The organism is Leptospira kobayashii (assembly GCF_003114835.2).
Lineage (GTDB): Bacteria > Spirochaetota > Leptospiria > Leptospirales > Leptospiraceae > Leptospira_A > Leptospira_A kobayashii.
This window is the reverse complement of record NZ_AP025028.1, coordinates 1793871-1814177: the sequence shown is the minus strand read 5'-3', so window position 1 is coordinate 1814177 and position 20307 is coordinate 1793871. Positions and strand designations below refer to the sequence as shown.

At 41.2% G+C, this 20307-nt stretch carries 19 protein-coding genes and 1 pseudogene; 10 read left to right on the top strand and 10 right to left on the bottom strand.

Annotation, left to right across the window (positions count from 1 at the left end):
- Positions 1 to 18: 18 nt before the first annotated feature.
- Positions 19 to 1008 carry an aldo/keto reductase gene (locus DI077_RS07920; RefSeq protein WP_109019625.1) on the bottom strand — a complete coding sequence of 330 codons (990 nt, stop codon included), beginning with the start codon at positions 1006 to 1008 and terminating at the stop codon, positions 19 to 21.
- Between the two features lie 2 nt (positions 1009 to 1010).
- Positions 1011 to 2075 (bottom strand): NAD(P)-dependent alcohol dehydrogenase, encoded by a 1065-nt coding sequence (locus DI077_RS07915; protein ID WP_109019624.1) that lies wholly within the window; start codon positions 2073 to 2075, stop codon positions 1011 to 1013.
- A 281-nt stretch (positions 2076 to 2356) separates the two neighbouring features.
- On the opposite strand from DI077_RS07915, the gene DI077_RS07910 reads away from it, so the two are divergent.
- Positions 2357 to 3370, top strand: coding sequence for an AraC family transcriptional regulator (locus DI077_RS07910; protein WP_242935413.1), 1014 nt, complete (start codon positions 2357 to 2359; stop codon positions 3368 to 3370).
- Positions 3371 to 3409: 39 nt separating this feature from the next.
- Here DI077_RS07910 and DI077_RS07905 read toward each other — a convergent pair whose 3' ends face one another.
- Together DI077_RS07905 and DI077_RS07900 are read right to left on the bottom strand one after the other, a co-directional pair.
- Positions 3410 to 4330 carry a helix-turn-helix domain-containing protein gene (locus DI077_RS07905; protein ID WP_109019623.1) on the bottom strand — a complete coding sequence of 307 codons (921 nt, stop codon included), beginning with the start codon at positions 4328 to 4330 and terminating at the stop codon, positions 3410 to 3412.
- 16 nt (positions 4331 to 4346) lie between these two features.
- Entirely contained in the window at positions 4347 to 5240 is an 894-nt protein-coding gene (locus DI077_RS07900) for an NmrA family NAD(P)-binding protein (protein WP_109019622.1), read from the bottom strand.
- Between the two features lie 643 nt (positions 5241 to 5883).
- On the opposite strand from DI077_RS07900, the gene DI077_RS07895 reads away from it, so the two are divergent.
- A complete protein-coding gene (locus DI077_RS07895; RefSeq protein WP_135354864.1) occupies positions 5884 to 6480 on the top strand; it encodes a hypothetical protein in 597 nt (198 codons plus the stop codon).
- Between the two features lie 131 nt (positions 6481 to 6611).
- Here the strand turns inward: DI077_RS07895 and DI077_RS07890 are convergent, their stop codons facing one another.
- Entirely contained in the window at positions 6612 to 7172 is a 561-nt protein-coding gene (locus DI077_RS07890) for a TetR/AcrR family transcriptional regulator (RefSeq protein ID WP_242935412.1), read from the bottom strand.
- A gap of 121 nt (positions 7173 to 7293) precedes the next feature.
- On the opposite strand from DI077_RS07890, the gene DI077_RS07885 reads away from it, so the two are divergent.
- Complete coding sequence (locus DI077_RS07885; protein WP_109019620.1) at positions 7294 to 8439, top strand: FAD-dependent oxidoreductase; 1146 nt, start codon at positions 7294 to 7296, stop codon at positions 8437 to 8439.
- A gap of 22 nt (positions 8440 to 8461) precedes the next feature.
- Positions 8462 to 9985 (top strand): FAD-dependent monooxygenase, encoded by a 1524-nt coding sequence (locus DI077_RS07880; protein WP_109019619.1) that lies wholly within the window; start codon positions 8462 to 8464, stop codon positions 9983 to 9985.
- Between the two features lie 171 nt (positions 9986 to 10156).
- Here DI077_RS07880 and DI077_RS07875 read toward each other — a convergent pair whose 3' ends face one another.
- From DI077_RS07875 to DI077_RS07865, 3 genes and pseudogenes are all read right to left on the bottom strand, one after another.
- Complete coding sequence (locus DI077_RS07875; RefSeq protein WP_242935411.1) at positions 10157 to 10450, bottom strand: beta propeller repeat protein; 294 nt, start codon at positions 10448 to 10450, stop codon at positions 10157 to 10159.
- A 687-nt stretch (positions 10451 to 11137) separates the two neighbouring features.
- A pseudogene (locus DI077_RS19860) lies at positions 11138 to 11521 on the bottom strand (IPT/TIG domain-containing protein); the annotation flags it as partial.
- 595 nt (positions 11522 to 12116) lie between these two features.
- Positions 12117 to 12713 carry a TetR/AcrR family transcriptional regulator gene (locus DI077_RS07865; RefSeq protein WP_109019617.1) on the bottom strand — a complete coding sequence of 199 codons (597 nt, stop codon included), beginning with the start codon at positions 12711 to 12713 and terminating at the stop codon, positions 12117 to 12119.
- Between the two features lie 116 nt (positions 12714 to 12829).
- Here DI077_RS07865 and DI077_RS07860 point away from each other — a divergent pair, with 116 nt between their 5' ends.
- The gene (locus tag DI077_RS07860; RefSeq protein WP_109019955.1) at positions 12830 to 13303 is read left to right on the top strand and encodes a PaaI family thioesterase; all 474 of its coding nucleotides are present in this window, start codon (positions 12830 to 12832) and stop codon (positions 13301 to 13303) included.
- Positions 13304 to 13402: 99 nt separating this feature from the next.
- On the opposite strand, the gene DI077_RS07855 is transcribed toward DI077_RS07860, so the two are convergent.
- Positions 13403 to 14263: a flagellar hook-basal body protein gene (locus DI077_RS07855; RefSeq protein WP_109019616.1), complete on the bottom strand. Its 861-nt coding sequence runs from the start codon at positions 14261 to 14263 to the stop codon at positions 13403 to 13405.
- Between the two features lie 121 nt (positions 14264 to 14384).
- Between DI077_RS07855 and DI077_RS07850 the strand changes: the two genes are divergently transcribed.
- Genes DI077_RS07850 through DI077_RS07830 form a run of 5 tightly spaced genes read left to right on the top strand, consistent with a single transcriptional unit; the run spans position 14385 to position 19812 of the window.
- Complete coding sequence (locus DI077_RS07850; RefSeq protein WP_109019615.1) at positions 14385 to 14747, top strand: RNA recognition motif domain-containing protein; 363 nt, start codon at positions 14385 to 14387, stop codon at positions 14745 to 14747.
- A complete protein-coding gene (locus tag DI077_RS07845) occupies positions 14747 to 15955 on the top strand; it encodes an ATP-grasp domain-containing protein (RefSeq protein WP_109019614.1) in 1209 nt (402 codons plus the stop codon). Before DI077_RS07850 ends, DI077_RS07845 begins: the two co-directional genes overlap by 1 nt.
- A 3-nt stretch (positions 15956 to 15958) precedes the next feature.
- Positions 15959 to 16567 (top strand): class I SAM-dependent methyltransferase, encoded by a 609-nt coding sequence (locus DI077_RS07840; protein WP_109019613.1) that lies wholly within the window; start codon positions 15959 to 15961, stop codon positions 16565 to 16567.
- 3 nt (positions 16568 to 16570) lie between these two features.
- Positions 16571 to 17458 (top strand): class I SAM-dependent methyltransferase, encoded by an 888-nt coding sequence (locus DI077_RS07835; protein WP_109019612.1) that lies wholly within the window; start codon positions 16571 to 16573, stop codon positions 17456 to 17458.
- 5 nt (positions 17459 to 17463) lie between these two features.
- Positions 17464 to 19812, top strand: a complete 2349-nt coding sequence (locus tag DI077_RS07830; protein WP_109019611.1) for a YhjD/YihY/BrkB family envelope integrity protein — start codon at positions 17464 to 17466, stop codon at positions 19810 to 19812.
- On the opposite strand, the gene DI077_RS07825 is transcribed toward DI077_RS07830, so the two are convergent.
- Entirely contained in the window at positions 19809 to 20297 is a 489-nt protein-coding gene (locus DI077_RS07825; RefSeq protein WP_109019610.1) for a rod-binding protein, read from the bottom strand. The genes DI077_RS07830 and DI077_RS07825 overlap by 4 nt on opposite strands.
- Positions 20298 to 20307: the final 10 nt, after the last annotated feature.

Genomic DNA, 20307 nt, shown 5'->3' with positions numbered 1-20307 from the left:
CTCGGCCGGAATCACCGATCAACGATCGATTTTTTTCTGCAAGTGCTCGGGATAACGTTCTCCTTGAGCTTTGATCTTCCCCGCCACCGTTTCAATTTCCTGAAGGTCGGCCTTTGTCAGTTCGATCCGGTCCGCTTGGTTGTTCTCTGTTAGACGTTCTTTCTTAGTTGTTCCCGGAATGGGAACGATCCATGGCTTACGGGCAAGCAACCATGCAAGTGCAATTTGTCCGGGTGTTGCATTTTTTTCTTTCGCTACTTTCTCCAAAAGATCGACAAACACTTGATTGGCTTTCAGATTTTCCGATTGAAAGCGTGGAGCTATGCTACGAAAGTCGGTGCCATCGAATTTAGTCTGCGTAGCGATCTTGCCTGTCAAAAATCCCCTCCCCAAAGGGCTGAATGGCACAAATCCGATTCCCAGCTCTTCCAAAGTCGGAATGATTTCTTCTTCCGGCTCTCTCCACCAAAGCGAGTATTCGCTCTGTAAGGCGGTCACCGGTTGAACCGAGTGAGCACGACGGATTGTTTTAACCCCTGCTTCGGAGAGCCCGAAGTGTTTCACCTTACCTTCTTTGATTAGATCTTTCACGGCACCTGCAACATCTTCAATAGGAACAAGGGGATCCACACGATGTTGGTAAAAAAGATCAATTGCATCGACTTTCAGTCGCTTCAACGATGCTTCTGCTACTTCTTTGATATGTTCCGGACGACTATCCAAATCGTTCCATTTTCCGCCTGCATCCGGTTTAAAACCGAACTTAGTAGCGATCACAACTTTTCCACGAAAAGGGGCAAGCGCTTCCCCTACCAATTCCTCATTCAGGAACGGACCATATACTTCCGCAGTATCAAAGAATGTCACTCCCTCTTCAACAGCACTTCGAAGGACGGAAATCATTTCGTTTTTATCTTTCGGAGGGCCGTAACCGAAACTCATTCCCATGGCTCCGAATCCAAGTGAAGAAACTTCCAAGCCGCTATTTCCTAATTTACGTTGATTCATTGTTATACCCTACTTTCCTTCAATGATGCTATATCGATTACAAAACGATACTTGACATCGCTTTCCAACATTCGCTCGTATGCTTCGTTGATTTTCTGAATCGGAATCACTTCTACATCGGAAGTAATTCCATGTTTACCGCAAAAATCCAACATCTCCTGAGTTTCCGCAATTCCACCGATCACGGAACCAGCGACGGATTTGCGCCCCATAATCAAAGGCACAGTGTTCAATACAGGCTCCAAACCTCCCAGATAACCGACTAACACGATTGTTCCGTTTAGAGATAACGTAGGAAGATAGGGATTCAGATCATGAATGCTCGGTACAGTATCGATGATCAGATCGAATTGACCCGTTACTCTTGACATCTGTTCTATGTTAGTTGAAAAAACGACCCGATCCGCACCTAATCGTTTCGCATCCTCTTCTTTTCCTTTTGTGCGAGTGAACAAAGTGACTTCCGCACCCAAAGCTTTTGCAAATTTGATCGCCATATGACCTAGACCACCTAGCCCAATAACTGCAACTTTATTTCCTTTCCCGATCTTCCAATGGGCCAAAGGAGACCATGTGGTAATTCCAGCGCATAACAAAGGTGCGGCTCCCTTCGGATCAAGACCATCCGGAATTTTCACGACGAATGCATCGGAAACTATGATTTTTTCGGAATAACCCCCATACGTAGGCATCCCATCGTGGCGATCCGTTCCATTATAAGTATATGTGGGAAATTGTTCACAATACTGTTCCAAACCTTGTTTGCATGCCGAACAATTCCTGCAGGAATCCACCATGCAACCGACACCAACAGAATCTCCTATTTTAAAACGAGACACAGCAGAACCGACGTTAGAGACTCTTCCTATGATTTCATGACCGGGAACGACCGGATAAACACTCCCACCCCAATCGTTGCGCGCTTGGTGCAGATCGGAATGGCACACTCCGCAGTATAGAATTTCAATCTCCACATCGTCCGGACGAGTGACACGGCGCTCAATTTGTAATGGTGCCAAAGGTGTAGTGGACGATTTCGCTGCGTATCCAAGTACTTTTATAGTCATATTTTATTTCTCCCCATTTGCAAAAGCGGCAGAATCGTTTGTCATCCGCCTTGCCAAAGATACTCTGAAAGATAGCCTGTTTCTTTCCGTTTATCAATATCCGATCCTATTTATTCCTGCCTAATCCTACGATTCATAAGAAAAATGGGTATTTTACAAGGCAGGTACAACTCCAGATACACCGAATTACGATTAATATTTTGAATTAAAATTCTCTATAAACTGATAGCCAAAAATGGAGAAGCTCGAAATCATTCCTCCAACGATTCCTGCCTAATCCTATGACCAATAGGAAAAAATTACAGACTTCCCGACCGGCAGGTAAAATTTCAGATAGAGAAGGTAGATCCGTTATGTCGGAAAAGATCAGCGAAACAAAACGACTCAAGTTAGTACAACTTTTAGAACATCTGGTCCCGGAAGAACGGGTCATACCTTCCGTAGTGGAAGGGGTAAGATTATTTCGTGTCGATAGGTCGTCTCCTCGTGCACAGAAAGCTTACGAACCGGGCATCATCATTCTGGCACAAGGCCAAAAGCGTGTATTCTTAGGTGATGAAATCTATACATACAACGCTCTCAATTATCTGGTTCTTTCCGTTCCACTTCCCATCGAATGCGAAACCACAGCCAGCTCCGAAGAACCGATTTTGGGAATCTATATCACGGTCGATCCCTCCTCCGTAGGAGAAATTTTACTAGAGATGAACGATGATCTTCGTTACAACGAGGAGTCTCTTCCGAAAGGAATTTATACATCTCATTTAACAGACGTTCTTACCGACACTACGATCCGGCTTTTGGAAGCGCTCTCATCTCCGATGGACGGACGAATCCTCGGCCCTATGATTGTAAAAGAGATCGTATATCGGGTTCTATGCAGTGAGCCGGGAGGAGCTCTTCATGCAATGGCATACCATAACAGACGTTTCTTTAAGATTGCCCGCGTTCTCAATCGGATACATGAGTCTTTTAATGATCTTCTTGATGTAAAATCTCTGGCAACGGATGCAGGCATGAGCGTGTCCACATTCCACTCCAGTTTTAAAGCAGTAACAAATGTATCTCCCATCCAATACATCAAAAACGTCAGACTCCACAAAGCACGCATACTTATGACCCAAGACGGATTGAATGTTTATAATGCTGCACTTCGCGTGGGTTACGAAAGTCCTTCGCAATTCAGCCGAGAATACAAACGTTTCTTCGGAGTCACCCCCGGAAAAGATACAGGTCCGGAAGCAAATGACGGAAAATATCTAAACTTTGAAAGCCAATCCATCTTGAGTGTGTGAGTCAAGTATAAGTAAAGAAATTTACGATTTCGGATTTTCTCAATGAAATGATTGTCTGAATTCCAAAGGAGAAACATTCGTTTTCGTTTTGAACAATTTGTTGAATGACTGCGGATGTTCAAAGCCCAACTCATATGCAATTTCCCTTACGGACAAGTCGGTAGTGGATAATTTCTCTTTGGCTTTTTCAATCAATTTATCATGGATATGTTGTTGTGTACTTTGTCCTGTTAATACTTTCAAAAGTCCGCTTAAGTAATTGGGAGATACGTTCAATGCTTCGGCAATGTATTGAACGGTCGGCAATCCTCTTTTTGCCAAAGAATCACCGTTGAAATACTCCGAAAGAATATCTTCCAAACGGGTAAGAATTTTATGATTCGTAATCTTCCTTGTTATAAACTGACGATGATAAAATCTTTCACCGTAAGTTAGCAACAATTCCAATTGAGCAATCATTACATCCTGACTGAAATGATCGATGTTTGAATGATACTCATTTTCGATGTTTTGTATAATGTTCGTAATCGTAGCTTCTTCCTTATCGGAAAGATAGAGTGCTTCGTTTACGGAATAATCGAAATATTCATATCGCTTTATCGTTTTGGCTAAAGTAGTATTCCATAAAAAATCGGGATGAACGAGAACCATCCATCCCGAATGTTTTAATAATGAGTCTTTATCAACCTCGATTCCGAAAACCTGACCGGGCGCGATAAAAAGAAGTACACCTTCGTCAAAATCATATTCCTGCTGACCGTATTTCATTTTGCCGTTAAAATTTCTTTTAAGTGCAATGGAGTAAAAATCAAATACCAAACTGATGGATTCGTTTCTGGGCAAACGTTTGATGAATTCAAAATTGATCACACTGATTAACGGATGTTCCGGTTTAAGAAACCCCATCAGCTGATGGTATTCGCTGATCGTCTTAAGTCTTTGAGGTTGCAAACTCGTCATGCTCTAAATTCTACCATCAATTTTGTTTAAATGCGATAGCAAATTCTTTCGCAAAATCAGACAGCCTCACTTTACCCATCTCAGGTCTGTTCCGAAAATAATTCTCCGAGAGTGTACCGTCATGAAGCGCAGCATTCAACTCCACTAAACCGGAAGCAATTCGTGGAGCCATTCCGACAGCTTCCAATCCGTTTTGCATCTGTTCATTGGTGATCACTTTCCATTTCAAATCGGGCTTTCCGATAGCCGCGCCTAAGATAGCGGCCACTTCATTACAAGTAAGTTCTTCACTGGCAACATATCTTACTTTTCTATCAACAGGAGGTAGTCCTATTTCTTCTGCAATCGCTCTTGCAATATCAATCGGAGAGACCCATGGCACCTTGTCCTCTTCTCCGTAATTCGACGCGATAACGCCGGTTCTTTTTATCGTATCCAAGAAGCCGTATAAATTATAATAAAAGGCTGTCGGGCGCATAAAGGTGATGGCAACGTTCGAAAGTTTGTTTAAGACACCCTCTACGTAATGATGACCTAGAATGATACCTGTGCCCTGATCCAAATGTGCGCCGATGCTACTGAGATGAATCACGCGTTTTACTCCCGATTCTTGAATCGCTTGCACGTAATTATTCCCGATTCGATGATAATACTCTATCAGATCAAGATTATGATCAAAGTAGTTGTTTGGCGGTATCATACAATATGCGACGTCAGCTCCCGTAAAACTTTTCACAAGAAAAGAAACATCTTCCAAAGGTCCGATAGCTGCCTTTGCCCCTAACGCTTCAATCTCTTTTTGTTTTTCCAGCTTACTACTGATAACTGTTACAGAATGTCCTTTTCCCACCAAATCTATCGTTAGCGGCTTACTGATATTTCCTAGCGAACCTGTTATGATAATTTTCATAACTCTATTTTGATAGATTCCTATGTTTCGCAAGAGTTAATCAACGGATGGGCGTAGCCGAATCTACTTTAGTTGTATCCAAGTCTACGATGGACGGATTCGGAATGAGTGAAAGATATTAGAAAGCCCATGAGCATAAAATAATATGTTGGGCGAACCCCCTTCGGGGTCAGGCTGACTCCTGGCTTCGCGTTCGCTCCGGTCGCATGATGCGACCGCGTGCCGCGCCCTCCGCATCCTTTTCGCGGGGAGTCTTAACATCAGGCAATTTGTTTCATTTACAGGCCTCTCCCTATTTTATGACATTCGTATTTCAAAACATTACATACTTGCATCAAGATACGTTAGTACAAATCACAAAGAGCCAAAACAAGTATCACATATAGGATACAATCTAACAACCGATATCCTGTATCATCAACTTCTCCGAATCAGGCAATTCCCTAATAATCAACTTTTTACTAACAATCAAAGAGAATGCTTGCATTGTTTGAATTATTTCTAAATAATAGGCGAGAAAATATATTGTCATAAATCAGATGTTATGTGAAAGATGCCTATCCGACTATAATAATAATGAACTTGTATCGGAAATCGAATCCATTCAAAGATGAGGTAATTTTCGAAATTCATTTCAAAAACTGTGGAAGTAAATAAAATGAATATAACTAGAATAATTTGGATAACGATTTCGTTATTACTATTAAAAAGTTGCTGCACAATCGGAATCAGACCTAAAGAAGTTTCAATCAAACCAAACTTTGAAGGAATTAATTTAAAACAACAAATTGCAGCAAAGGTTTCAGCAGATTTTACAGTAAAACTAGCATGCTGCCCGAGCTGTTCCGATCAAAAATTAGCTGATGCGACTAAATTAAACCTTTATAACTATTTCGTTGAAACAAATAAGAAAATTGATGAAAATGAGTCAAAGATAGAGGAACTGAACAAAAAAATAAACGACCCTCATGTTAGTTTGACGATTAAAACTCAAGCCAAAAAAGAGAAACAAACTTTACTCGACGAAGACAAGAGAATAATAGCAAAGCTTGAGACTTCAATTGAACAAGGAAAAAAGCTCATCATTGTAATGCAAAACTGTGGTGACACTACTGCTGCAATACATGCGCAAAGAACCTTCAAAACCCAGCTTCGTGAAGAAATTAAGAAAGCCGAGCATAATAAAACATATATTGAGAGTCTAGTTAAATCCATAGAAATAGATAATGATATAAATTAATAATATCATTACCGTTTGTCATTCTTAGTTTCAATGGTTTATATCATAACTTTAAAGAATTTCGGCAAATAATGCATCAGTATCATTCGCCGAAACAGCAATTAAGAATTGAATTTATAAAATTGGAATGATCACTCTTCCCATCCATTCTTTAAAATCTCAAAAATTGTTTCGAGAGCCTTACTCGGATTAGTGGCATTGCTTGCTCTGTAAAAGGCATCTGAAATAAAATGAGCAATGGAGCCGGCTTCCACTTCGCTCAACTTCTTCTTTGCCTCTTTTTGAATCGTTTTTGCGAGTGAACTCTCGTATCTCATCATGATTTGTCTCTCATAGACCGAAAGCTCCGGAGTCGACTTGATCAGATTTCTAAAGTCTTGAACGAGTTTACGATTGGCAGGATTGAATGCAGGATTCTTCAATCCGAATTCAAGGAGAGCATCCAGTATGGAAACTCCTTTCTTTCGGGATACGACAGCGTCGATAAGCCTTTCTTCTCGCTCCACATCCTCATCGAAAACAAGAGACTCTTTGTTTTCAAAATAATTAAATAAGGTCGGCACGGAAACATTGGCGAGTTTGGCAATTTCCGCGGTAGTAACCTCATGATAACCCCGCTCTATAAAGAGTTTGGTTGCCATATCGGAGATAGCTTTGCGGGTTTGTTTCTTTTTTAATTCTCTTAGTCCCAAAACGAAAACCTTCCTTTTTTAGTTGAAACGAATATCTTATAAATTTTTATTGACTTAAATATTTAAGTCAATAAATAAATATTCAAAACCTTATATTTTTGGAATAAAAAGGAGACTCTCTATGTTTCAAACAAATCACACTCCAATTGCAATCATAGGCGCCGGGCTCGGTGGCCTGACACTCGCGCGAGTCCTACATGTTCATGGTATTGCAGCTACGATTTTCGAAGCGGAAACATCTCCAAATGCGCGGGGACAAGGAGGGATGCTTGATATTCACGAATACAACGGACAGATTGCACTGAAAGAAGCGGGGCTCTACGATCGGTTCCTTGAAATCATCAATGCAGGTGCTCAAGCGTCTCGGATACTTGATAAGTACAGCAATGTTTTACTTGATGAACCGGACGAAGGCACAGGTGGGCGACCTGAGGTTTTGCGAGGTGACCTTCGCAGGATTCTCTTGAATTCACTTCCTGCTGACACGATTTGTTGGGGATACAAAATCAAAGAAGCGTCTTCGCTTGGCGAGGGAAAACATTTGCTCACATTTGCAAATGGCTCAAGCGTCACGACAGACCTCCTCGTGGGTGCCGATGGTGCTTGGTCAAAGGTTCGTCCACTTCTCTCTCAAGCAAAACCGGAGTATGTCGGCACATCATTTATCGAAACGTTCCTGCATGACTGTGACACTCGTCACAAAGCGAGCGCGGAAGCGGTTGGAGGCGGAGCGATGTATGCACTTTCTCCCGGAAAAGGGATTTCTGCACATCGTGAACCCAATCAGGTATTGCACACTTATGTGCAATTGACCAAACCAAAAGATTGGTTTGATAACATAGACTTCTCTAACCCGAAAAATGCATTGGACTATATAGCCAAAGAATTCGATGGCTGGGCTCCGGAACTCATAGCTCTCATTACGGAAGGAGAAACGAACCCAGTACTTCGCCCTATCCATACACTTCCGGCCGAACATAGATGGGATCGCATTCCCGGTATTACATTACTGGGCGATGCTGCACATTTAATGCCTCCCTCAGGCGAAGGTGCCAATCTGGCAATGTTTGACGGTGCGGAACTTGCAAAAGCAATCGTTTCCCATCCAGGTGACCTGGAAGCCGCTCTCAGCTTTTACGAAACACAACTCTTTCCCCGCAGTTCTGTTGAAGCGGTAGAGTCGGAAGGTGTCTTGGAACTTTGTCTCGGTGCAAACTCACCTCAGAGCCTGGTTGATTTTTTCAACAGTGTAAAAACGATCAATTAACAATTTATATACGGAAACTCTTATGAATCACAATAACAACAAACAACCGATTTACGATGTAATCATTTCAGGTGCGGGACCTGTAGGCCTATTTCTTGCTTGCGAACTGGCACTGGCCAAATGTTCAGTAATTATCTTGGAAAAGGCGGAAAATCCGTATTCTCCATTAAAACAACTTCCTTTCGGAATACGGGGGCTCTCGGCACCTTCCATCGAAGCTCTCTACCGACGTGGGTTGCTAAAAGAACTTGAGATATATAAACGTTTGAAAAGTCCTCATCAAAATTCAGGCATAGGTACACGTCGCCAGGTGGGACATTTTGCCGGCATTCCCTTTCATGATGGTGATATCGATATCTCGCAGTGGAAGTACCGCCTACCAAGTTCGACTGACACCAGTTTGATTTCCGAAATGGAAGAACTGGAAACGATACTGACCCGTCGCGCAGAAACCTTGGGTGTGGAAATCAAGCGAGGGGTTGCATTGACTTCCTTTTATCAAACCGAGGAAGGAGTCACAGTTCAATCAGGCGATCAATCTTTTCAAGGCAAATGGCTCGTGGGCTGCGACGGAAGCCGTAGTATTGTTCGTAAGGCGGGCGGTTTTGGATTCGCCGGCACGGAACCTGAATTTACAGGTTACTCTGCGAAAGTGGATATCGCAGATCCTGAAAAGCTTAAACCCGGCAGAAACGTGACAGCGAAAGGTATGTATTTGCAATCACAACCGGGCTATCTAATCATACAGGATTTTGATGGTGGTGCTTTTCATAATGGGGAAAAACCTGTTACAATCGAACACCTACAAAATGTTATACGTCGAATCTCGAACACCGACGTTACCATTATTACGCTGCATATTGCAACTACTTGGACCGACCGGGCACGACAGGTCACATCCTACCGCAACGGACGGATTCTTTTAGCAGGTGATGCCGCTCACATTCATTCACCGTTAGGTGGTCAAGGACTGAACCTTGGACTCGGCGACGCCATGAATCTGGGTTGGAAACTCGCAGCAACCATTCGAAAGAAAGCTCCGGAAGCTTTACTAGACAGTTATCATTCGGAACGGCACCCAGTAGGTGCGCAGGTTCTGGATTGGTCACGAGCTCAAGTAGCCATCATGAGTCCTAGTTCGCATGCCCGTGCACTCAATGCAATTATCCGCGATCTTATGGATACTCGCGATGGTGCCACTTATTTTGCGGGAAGGGTGTGGGGTGTTTTCACTCGCTATAATCTCGTCGGCAGCGATCACCCTCTTGTAGGCCACAGTGTTCCCAACTTTGAACTCGAAGACGGTTCAAAAATCGGCGAATTCATGGACGAGGGACAAGGGATACTACTTGATTTTGATAGGAACCCTTCCCTTAAAACGTTGGCGAGTGAATACGGTGATGCTATCAAATACACTAGCGGCCGGGTGAAAGAACAATTAGGTTTGAGCGCTTTACTTGTTCGCCCTGACGGCATCGTGGCTTGGGTTTCTGTTGGGAAACCGGATGAAAAATCATTAATACAAACAGCTGATTTGTGGTTTTAAAATAAAGAGAGATCAACCGCTTACACTTCCGACTCAAGGAGCCTAGAGTTATGTAGAGCGGCTATTCAATAAAAAGGATCGTAGATTCTAAAATTAGCCATATCGAAATCAATTCAAAACTTTTCTTATAATTTCGGTATTTATTCATTTTAGATCTTTTTTGCCATTACATCAATTAGATGCTCTTTTGAATATAAACCCGGACGTTGATGAAACATAACACGCATTTGATATTGAAGTCGTGCAAGACAAACTCAAATTATTGTTTGTAGCACCAAAGCTTTGATTGACCCAATTGGCTCCCGCATCAGCGGTCCTCCAAACAGTCGTATTATTACCTACGATAGTACAGGTATTTGCATCGAAACAATAAGCGCCATTCAGAGAAGTAGAAGTGTTGGTAACGAATGGAACTGTCAAAGAAGTCCAATTTGTACCATCCGTAGTTTTTGCTAAAACACTCAATCCAACCGCTATACAATTATTGGCATCAACGCAATGAATGGAATTAATAGAAGTGCCGTTTGAGACAGTTTGGGTTGTCCAAGTAGGAGTTGCAGTACTTGCATTTGTAGTTTTATATATTGTCTTTGTATTCACTTCACTACCATAACAAGTATTCGTATCGATACAATATATAGAGCCCATTGAATAGGAAGTGCTAATGGATGACCAGGTCGAACCGTCTGTAGTTCGTTGAACCGAATTTGTACCCGTAGCAATGCAGAACGTTGACGTTGGACAAGATATGGCATAATAAAATCCAGTATTCCCTATTTGACTGATCGAAGGAGTCGATGATGACGCGTTAGTTATTTTAAGTATTTTATTAGAAAAGCTTTTAGCACCTGCAAAATAACAAGTCGACGTATCAGGGCAAGACAATCCTCCTGATAAGGAAGAGATGGTTTGTAATACGGAATATCCTGTATCCGCATTAGTCCAATTAGTTCCTCCATTCGTAGTTTTTAAGAAAAATGTGTTTGAGGAAGAAGTTGCTTGATTTAACGCAAAACAAGTATCTGCATTCGGACAAGAGATTCGATAAGCGTCATTTGTAACTCCGACAACGGATGTCCAAGGAGAAACTACAAAATTATTGGAAGAAGTTAGAGTTGAACCATTCACGGCAACACTTATCGTTCCGGTTGTAACCCCTGATGGAGCAGTGACAGTAAGAACACTGCTGGTTGCATTGGTTACAGAGGCAGTAACTCCATTGAATTTAACTACGTTATTTGCCAAAGTAGTTGAAAAGTTTGATCCAGAAATGGAAACAGATGTCCCGGCAATACCAAATGTAGGAGAAAAGCCCGAAAGCGAAAGCGAGGTTGAAGTTGAAGTACTCGTACTTGATGTCCCGGTTGCAGAAGCACCGTTCGTCCCAGAAGTTTTTACACTTGAAGAAGATCCCGTACCTCCAAAAAGCAACGGTAACAAAATACTGCTACTGTCGGAAGATCCACCTGATTGATTGCAATAAATGTTCAAAAGCAAAAAGATTCCAAGGGCCAAAACATTAAAAAATTGATTCATATATTCTCGCATATTCTTTAAAATTAAACCAACACTGAAAAAACCTTCTTGATTTTCAATTAAAAATCACCTTACTCGCATTAAAATATGAGCCTATTTTTTTCGCAAATTCCATTAATTTCACAATATTGATGTTATTCTGCCTTCAAAATAGGTGTTCACCTATGTGATAAAAATACATTCCATCTACTCGTGCATTACTAGAAGTATTTTGGGCGAACCCCCGAAAATATATCCCATATTTTATCACTTATTCTCTGTTTATTGGACAATTTTATCAATACTTTCGGGGTCAGGCTACTACGGGCTTCGCATTCGCTCCGGTCGCTTTGCGACTGCTTCGCACCCTTCGTATCCTTTTCGCAGGGATCCACTCTATATATAAAGAAAAGTCGATTTTGTTTAGGAATGTTTCGGTTTAGGAATAATATTCATCTTCACAAAATATTACACATTTCACGCAATTATATAGTTTTTACGAGTCTCGGGTGAATTAAGCCAACTAACACGAAAATGTTATGCCTTAGATTGCAAGACACGACTAGGATTCCTTTACCGAGTTTCCTTTCGCTAATGTTCAGGAATCTAATGGTGGTCAGGCAATTAACAGATCTTTAAATTGATCAAAATAAGATATATCGCCTGTTAACTTCCACATTTGAATGCATCCTTCGTACAAAACGAGAATGGACTTTGCTTTTTTTTCCGCTTCTTTTCGCTTAAGGGCCAGTTCACTTTTTTCCAAAAATTGAATCAGTTTGTCTTTCAATTGACCCATTGTGTTAGTAATCTCAGTGGTAAATTCACCCGTCGATTGTGCGGATAGATTGGCGAACGGACACCCTTTATATGACTTTGACCGACCCATTAATTTTAAAAAGCGGCTCCACGAGGTGATGAACGCTTTATAATTATTTGGATTTTTATTAATAAAATGATCGACCAATTCGTACAAGTTGTCCCTTTCCAAAAGTAGGAAGGCATGGCCCAAATCTGTTTTACTCGGATAATAATGATAAAAACTTTTTTTGGAGGTATTTGATTTTTCAATCACTTCGTTGATGCCGGCCATTGCATAACCGTGCGAATAAAATATATCTTTTGCGGCACTGAGAAGTCGAGCACCAGGGTTGGCTTCAATGCGCGCACTAAGAGTAAAAACGGAGGAGGGTTTTCTGGGACGATTTTTCACGTATCACAGAATACTATAACCTTGCCTAAAAGAAAGCAAAAAAAGAGACAAATTTGTCTCTTGACGGAGACCAGTCTGTCTCCAAATTTAGTCATATCTTGTTTTATGAGGAAATTATGGAAATTTTAGAATTAGCTAAAAATGTGATTCCAAAAGATATTTTTAAATTTAAAGGAGGGAGTGATTTGATTGAAAATGTTCAATTTTTAATCGAACAATGCCACCCAGCCGCCACAAAAATGAAGGTTCTTAGTTTGGAAGCCGATTTCTCTAGTGCAACAATCCCCTATGCAATGGAAAACCGAGCACTCCATGGTCTTATGCACGGAGGCTGTTATTTCACGGTTGGTGACACACTGACGGCGATTATGTGCATGTTTCATATGAAAAAAGAAACGGAGATCATGGTGACAACGAACGCGTCGATTCGTTATTTACGTCCGATCAAACGGGATACAGTGAAGGCAAAAGTTAGATTAACCAAAAAAAACGGCAACCATTTGGATTTTACATGTGACTTTTTTAATGAAGAAAACAAAAGAGCCGCACAAGCGAAATACAGTTATGTTTTAACAGAAATACAAAACTAACACACAAACAGATTATTATCATTTTCGGAGGTAACTCCAGATACATTAGCCACTGCTTAAAGAAAAGAATTTGTGCGGAATGTATCTAAGATATACACCCTACCGTATAACTTCGAATAACCTTCCGAGTAAACTATCTTGGGTTTGCATTGTTTTGGAATTCGCTTCGTAAGCGCGATTCACTTCGATCATATCCACCATTTCAGTAACAACCGATACGTTGGATGCTTCCAGAAAACCTTGCAAAATCTGAGGTTCGAGTCTTTCCGGAAAGGCAGTCGGCTCTCCCGATTCGGGAGTATCGGAATAAAAAGAGTCCCCTTCTTTGTCCAAGTGGCGGGGATTCTCAACGGTTCTGATTTTTAATTTATCCAAAAATGCAGCGTCATCATATCTGTTCTCGGAAACATTGGTTCCGTTTTTGGGATCGGTTCCAATGCGCGCATTGATATATACTTCCCCGTTTTCCTTTACCAAAAAATTTCCTTGATTCACTTGGATGGGACCCTTCTCACCCAAAAGAGGAAACCCTTGAGGAGTGACTACAAATCCGTTTTTATCCAATACGAAATTCCCCCCCCGGGTCATTCGTTCCCCTCGGTTGGTTTGCACCATAAAGAAACCCGGATTTTCGTTCCCAGGTTGGTCTTGGATCATAAGATCAAAATGATTGTCGGTTTTTTTAACAGCGCCTTGTTCGAAACGGGTATAGACTTCATTTACTTCGGCACCAAACCCCAGTTTACCGACCACGGGTGCTGTATCGAAGGAGCCCATCGGAGTTTTGCCGATTCCGTCTTCCGAAAATCTGTGGAGCAACATCTCAGGGAAAGTTTTGAATACGGTCGTGTCCCTTTTGAAAGCGGTCTTATCAACATTGGCAAGATTATTTGCAATGACATCCATTCTTACTTGTTGGGAAATCATTCCGTTAGCGCCAGTATACAATCCACGTATCATAAAACTTTCCTCTTCTAAAGGAAAGATCGGTAGTTCTCCGATTTTTCCTTACAGAAAATGGGACATAGTATAAAAAGAGTTGAACTTTTTGTAGGAATCGCTTTCCTTTAAAGTAACCTCTATGAAGTTATCCATTGGCAACCTCCCCCAAAGTCTGAACGAAGACCAACTCAAGGCTCTGTTTTCTGCCCACGGTACGGTAACGAGCGTAAATATCAAACGAGACAAAATTACCAAGGTATCCTTGGGTTTTGGAACCGCAGAAATAGAAGATTCCTCTGCCGAAAAAGCGATCAAAGCTTTGAACGGAAAAGAAGTCGAAGGCAAAAAGATTGTAGTAGTCAAACAAGAAGATTTGGCGCACCAATCTTCAGGCACCGGCCAACAGAAAAATCTTCCACTCAACCAAAAATCCGCATTCGGAAAAACGGTCGGCGGTGGAAATACGGGCGTTCCACGCAGAGGTGGGAATCGCGGGTCTTAGTGGCAAAGAAATTTATCGGTAGCTTTATCTCCATTGGAGCCGGCAAAAATCAACTCCCCTTGATACTTGCCGCCAAAGAACGTGGCTTACATGTCATTGGAATCGATAAAAACTCCACAGCAGTAGGATTTTCCCATTGCGATATAAGAATATTAGAATCTACTAAAGAATATAGAAAAATACTCCATGCGATGAGCAGAGTTCCGATGACGGAAAAACTCCAGGGAGTCGCAACAAGATCTTTCGGCGACGCCACTTATTCCGCATCTTATCTTTCCGAAAAATTCAAACTGATAGGAAACCCAAGCACTTCCGTCTCTCTTTTCTCCAACAAAAAGCAAATCAAATCCCTCTTGGAAAAAAAAGGAATCCTCGTTCCCAAAAGCCAAACAATCGGCTTGGAGAAAAAAAAAGGATCCAAAAAAAACGAGCTTCCTCAGTTTCCCGTGATCGTAAAACCGTCCTTAGGTTTCGCCAAACGCGGAATTGAAATCATTGAAGAAGAAAAGGCTTGGAGTGATTGGCAAAAAACGATTAAGTCGGATCAATGGATTGTTGAATCCAAAATCGAAGGTGATGAAATCACTGCCTTGGGTTTTGTAGTTTCCGGCAAATTCTATCTACTCTCTCTTTCCGATAAAATCACTACCAAAGAACCCCCTTTTTTGGAAGTTGCCCATATCACTCCGTCCGAAAGAATCGATATGGCAGGCGAAATCAAAATGATCTGTCAGGCCATAGTGAATTTGACCAAACTGAAAAACGGACCCTTTGTCGCTGAATTTAAAATCAATTCTCAGGGAGATTGTTATCTTTTGGAATCCGCCCCCGAAGTCGGCGGGGAATTTCTCGCAGAACAATTATTACCCAAACATTACGGTTATTCATATTTCTCGGATCTCATCTCTCTTTACTTGGGAGAAAAACCGAAACCGAATTTTCTGCACAAACCGAAAGGAAAGGCAAAAAAAACAGCTATCATATTCCGGATTCCCCACAAAAAACAAAAGTTAGTTGGAGAAGAACCCGAATTGAAACTTGCCGACGGTGAATCCTTATTTTTCAAAGAAAGCCTGATTCCGGAAGGAGAATCCTTGGAAAAACGCGAAGGCAATGCCAAAAGGCCATTTGTTTACGGGATCAGCACTACTTCCGAAGTGGGAAACAAAGATTGGATAGCAGACATTCAAGATAGAATGAACGGTTGATTTATGAAAAATGTTTGGGATGAACATTATTTAAAAAACAAATCGAAACTTTCCTTTCCTGACGAAAATCTGATTCGAATGTTATCCAGGGTAAATCCACCCAACAAACAAGCACTCGACTTCGGCTCGGGTTCAGGCCGCCATATCCCTCTGCTTCTAAGTCATGGTTTTCAAGTCTCCGCCTCTGATTCTTCCATCGAATCGGTCGCTCAAATTAAAGAGCTCTCACTTCCTGTCACACTCCATCACACTCACTCGCTTCCCTATCCGTTTTCCAAAGGCCAGTTCGGATTGATTGTTTCCTGGGGAGTCTTTCATTATAATACGAAAGACCTCGCAAAATCAATGTTAGTAAGCCTTATGGATTCTTTGGCACCAGGTGGTTACCTTTTAGGCTCCATCAGAGCAAATACGGATACTCATTTGAAAATCAACGGCGGGAAAATGAATTTAGCCGACTTACAAGGCGGTTATGCGGAAACCTATTCGGAAGAAGATTTGAGAAATTTTTTAAAGCCGTTTTCCGAAGTGGAAATAGGTTATTCGGAAAGAACTCCTCTCGGGCGTTTGGAGGAAAGAATCTGCCATTGGTTTTTCCAAGCAAAAAAATAATAAATGAGCGAAGCTTCCGATTTCCTAAATAAAGAAAATCCTTTTGATAAAACATCCGACTGGAAGTTTTTATACACCACCACGGGAAACCATCCCGGACTATCCGTTTACAAATGCGAAGATCATGAATGGCAGGCGATTTATCCGAGACCTCCTCAGAAAGAACTGTATTCGGAAGCGTATTACAAAGGTAAGTCGGAATACTCTTATATCGACGAAAGAGAAACTGAAAAATACCAAGCTTATGTTTGGGATGCGAGAATCAAAAACATTCGGAAATTTATTTCCAAAGGTCATTTTTTGGATATAGGATCTTCTTTCGGAGGCTTTTTAAAAAGAGCGAAAGAAAAAGGATTCACTGTCCAAGGTGTAGAGATTTCCGATTATGCCGCGGGTTATGCAAATGAAAACGGTGTCCCTACGTTTCACGGAACTTTTTTAGAAGCAAAATTTCCGGACAAGTCCTTCGATGTAATCACTCTCATCGAAGTGATCGAGCATTTGGAAAATCCGAAACTCATTTTTCAGGAAATCACCCGCATCCTAAAACCGGGTGGCCTTTTGGTTTTGCAAACCGCGAATTTCGAAGGTTGGCAGGCAAAAGAAGAAAAGGCAAATTACCATTATTATATGCCAGGTCATGTATATTATTACTCGGACAGTGTATTGAAAGAGATACTGACCCGATTGAATTACGACCGCTTCATCTCTTACTTCGGAGTGGATTTTCCACTCTCTGCTAAACTTCTAAAATCAAGAGGAAGTTTTAAAAGTATCCTGGATTATATAAAATGGATACGAATCGCATTTTACCATTTTCAATCCAAACGTAAGAAAAATGGTTTTCCACTTACATCCAGTTATGTACTTTATGCTTTCCGTTCCAGGTAGGTTTTATGAATACAATCCCAGCCCATCCACTGCTCATCAAGATCACTACGATTCCTGAAACTCCCGGCTGGAAAAGGAAACTGATTCTATCCCTTCGCATCCTACTTGTATCCATTCATCGTTTTACGGTCGATGATTGCCTGATGAAAGCATCGGGACTCGCTTATACTACGATTGTCACACTTGTGCCGACTCTTACAGTCGCATTCGCATTACTCACAGTCGCATCGGGAATACAAACCCGCCAGGACGAGATTTTTCACGATGTAAATAGTTTTCTACTGAAAAACAATATCCAATTCGACATCACACCTTATTGGGAAACTTTAAGCGATATCATCAACACCGCATCCCAAATCGGTGCGATCGGGTTTATTGTTTTCATCTTCTCTGCAACAGCTGTTTTGCGGTCTTTGGAAAAAACATTTCATTCCATCTGGAGAATCGAATCTCATCGCAGTTTTATCAATAAATTTGTTTTTTATTTTTTCCTGATTACATTCGGCCCTCTCATCTTCGTCGTAGGGAAAGGAATATCGGACAAGATCTCCGATGCAATCCGCCCTCCTCATCTCAAATCCATCGTTTATACCCAAGACGGTAAAATCTGGGTGGCAGGCGACAAAGGAAATATAGGAACGATCACCGATCTGAAGGAAGACATCCGCTTCATTCCTCAAGATGCCGTGGATTACGAAAATATGTTATGTGTTGATTTCAATTCGATTGAAACCGGTACTTGCAAAAAACCGAATATATACAAAGAAAATTTTTTCAGAATCCGTTCTTCCGGAAATTATCTCTATACGATCTCCGAAGAAGGCAGTTTTTTATTCTCTTACGATTTGGGAAAAAAATGGAATCTTCATTCATTCAAAAATATTTTTATCAAAGATTTCGGTATCTCCGACGAGAAGACGGTTTTCATTTTAACGGAAGATACGAGAACTCTTAGATACGATATAGGTTCGAAATTACAAGAACTGAAAAAATTTACGGACAAGTCTATTACTCCTGTTAAAGTAAGATTCTTCACGGACTTGGATGGTTTTATTTTGGATAAGGAAGGAAGACTTTGGAGAACTACGGATGGAGGAAGCAATTTTACATTTCAGGTCATCTCCAAAAAAACTCTAAACGATATTTTCTTTTTAGATAGAAGCACCGGCTTCGTGGTCGGAGACAATGGAGCGATATTCCGATCCAAAGACGGAGGAAATACCTGGCAGGACTTCAATCATAAAAAACATTCCTACGAAAGAGTTTGGATGTTCAAGTCTCCTAAAATCCAAGATTATGATCTGTTCGTTTTGAATAGTTTGGGAGATATCTTGATTTCGGAAGATGAAGGTAATTCCTGGTCGATCGCCTACAAATCGAAAGGCGGAGACATTCTGGATTTGATTCACCTCTCCAAACAGGAACTGCCGACAAACGACAAAGCAGGCGCGGAAACCACGGATCCGGCCGAGGCGGATCAACATGGAGAAGAAATATCTCAACTCAATGAAGGAATGTTAGGAATCGTTGGAGTCGGAGAATACAAAAAGCTGATTCGAATTGAGAATGATAGCAAAGGAAATACCGTTTGGAAAAAATACCAGGGAGGAGCAAAAGTTTTCTCTCTGTATTTTTTATTCCAGATCATATTACCATTAACGACCGTTTGGTTATTTTTTCTTATGCTTTATACACTCATCCCTAATACAAAGGTTCCCTTAAAGGCGGCGTCCATCGGTGCTGCCATCACAGGAATTATACTCATACTGTTTTTCTGGGGATTTATCAATATCTACATCACTTCCTTTACGGAAAAAACAATGTTGATCTATAAAGCTTTGGCTGCCATCCCCATCTTTTTATTGACTATCTATTGTTTCGGACTGATCGTTTTATTCGGAGCGGAAGTGACCGCAACACTCCAATTTCCGGACAGATATCTTCTTCCCAGTCATCCGTTTGAAGACATCGACACTTTCGTCAAACACGAGTTTTATCATGCTATCCGATTCATGGCGAATGTTTACGATTACCAGGATAAAAAAGGAAAACTCCTCAGCGTTTCAGAATTGAATAAAAAAATGATGATTCCGACCAAGGATTTAAGTTTTATCCAATCTGCTTTGGAGAAGGCGGATTTTATATCCATTTCAGACAAAGGAAAAATTTCACCGGTCAAACTCAAAGAACAAATTACTCTTTTGGATTTGTACAATGAAACGGTATCTTTTACCTTAGGGGCTCCTCCTGACCCGAGCACCGGTCTCTCCAAGGTAGGGATAGAGTTACAATCGATCGAATCAGGATTGAAAGAAAAACTTGGATCAATTAACCTGAAACAATTACTGGCTTAATTGTATTTATTAGATTTGGCAGGCGGCAACATAGCAGACATTTGTTTGTAGATTTGTTCCGCCAGCCCCATAGATTCGTTTTTAGAAATGTCTTTTGCGTATTCGTCATAAAGCATATCTTCGAAAATCTCTTCCGCATAACCGCCATCGATTAACTTTTCCTTATGAACGGAATTTTTCATTTCTTTCAACATCATCTTAACGAATACGGATTCGAATTCCACTGAAGCATCATATAATTTTTTGCGATAAGGATCATTCGAAATTTCTTCCCGGATGTTATGAGTCACAGTCAAACTGGAAGAACTTACCTTTCCCGAAAGATCGGATCTTTCTTCCATCAGCTTTTGAAACTCGGTCTGATTTGCAGAAGAATCCTTTTTCGACTCTATGCTTTTTTTAGCTGAATCCATTCGATTCAGCATTTGTTCTTCTTTAGAACGGGAGATTCTTCCCGAATAATCTTGAATTGAAAATATATCCATGGCCTTTCTC

What these genes read in the sequence shown, in the direction of transcription:
- DI077_RS07885 (WP_109019620.1), top strand. Translation starts at nt 7,294, where the DNA reads ATGTTTCAAACAAATCACACTCCAATTGCAATCATAGGCGCCGGGCTC.
- DI077_RS07910 (WP_242935413.1), top strand. Translation starts at nt 2,357, where the DNA reads ATGACCAATAGGAAAAAATTACAGACTTCCCGACCGGCAGGTAAAATT.
- DI077_RS07880 (WP_109019619.1), top strand. Translation starts at nt 8,462, where the DNA reads ATGAATCACAATAACAACAAACAACCGATTTACGATGTAATCATTTCA.
- DI077_RS07855 (WP_109019616.1), bottom strand. Translation starts at nt 14,263, where the DNA reads ATGATACGTGGATTGTATACTGGCGCTAACGGAATGATTTCCCAACAA.
- DI077_RS07840 (WP_109019613.1), top strand. Translation starts at nt 15,959, where the DNA reads ATGAAAAATGTTTGGGATGAACATTATTTAAAAAACAAATCGAAACTT.
- DI077_RS07915 (WP_109019624.1), bottom strand. Translation starts at nt 2,075, where the DNA reads ATGACTATAAAAGTACTTGGATACGCAGCGAAATCGTCCACTACACCT.
- DI077_RS07850 (WP_109019615.1), top strand. Translation starts at nt 14,385, where the DNA reads ATGAAGTTATCCATTGGCAACCTCCCCCAAAGTCTGAACGAAGACCAA.
- DI077_RS07905 (WP_109019623.1), bottom strand. Translation starts at nt 4,330, where the DNA reads ATGACGAGTTTGCAACCTCAAAGACTTAAGACGATCAGCGAATACCAT.
- DI077_RS07920 (WP_109019625.1), bottom strand. Translation starts at nt 1,008, where the DNA reads ATGAATCAACGTAAATTAGGAAATAGCGGCTTGGAAGTTTCTTCACTT.
- DI077_RS07830 (WP_109019611.1), top strand. Translation starts at nt 17,464, where the DNA reads ATGAATACAATCCCAGCCCATCCACTGCTCATCAAGATCACTACGATT.
- DI077_RS07835 (WP_109019612.1), top strand. Translation starts at nt 16,571, where the DNA reads ATGAGCGAAGCTTCCGATTTCCTAAATAAAGAAAATCCTTTTGATAAA.
- DI077_RS07860 (WP_109019955.1), top strand. Translation starts at nt 12,830, where the DNA reads ATGGAAATTTTAGAATTAGCTAAAAATGTGATTCCAAAAGATATTTTT.
- DI077_RS07825 (WP_109019610.1), bottom strand. Translation starts at nt 20,297, where the DNA reads ATGGATATATTTTCAATTCAAGATTATTCGGGAAGAATCTCCCGTTCT.
- DI077_RS07900 (WP_109019622.1), bottom strand. Translation starts at nt 5,240, where the DNA reads ATGAAAATTATCATAACAGGTTCGCTAGGAAATATCAGTAAGCCGCTA.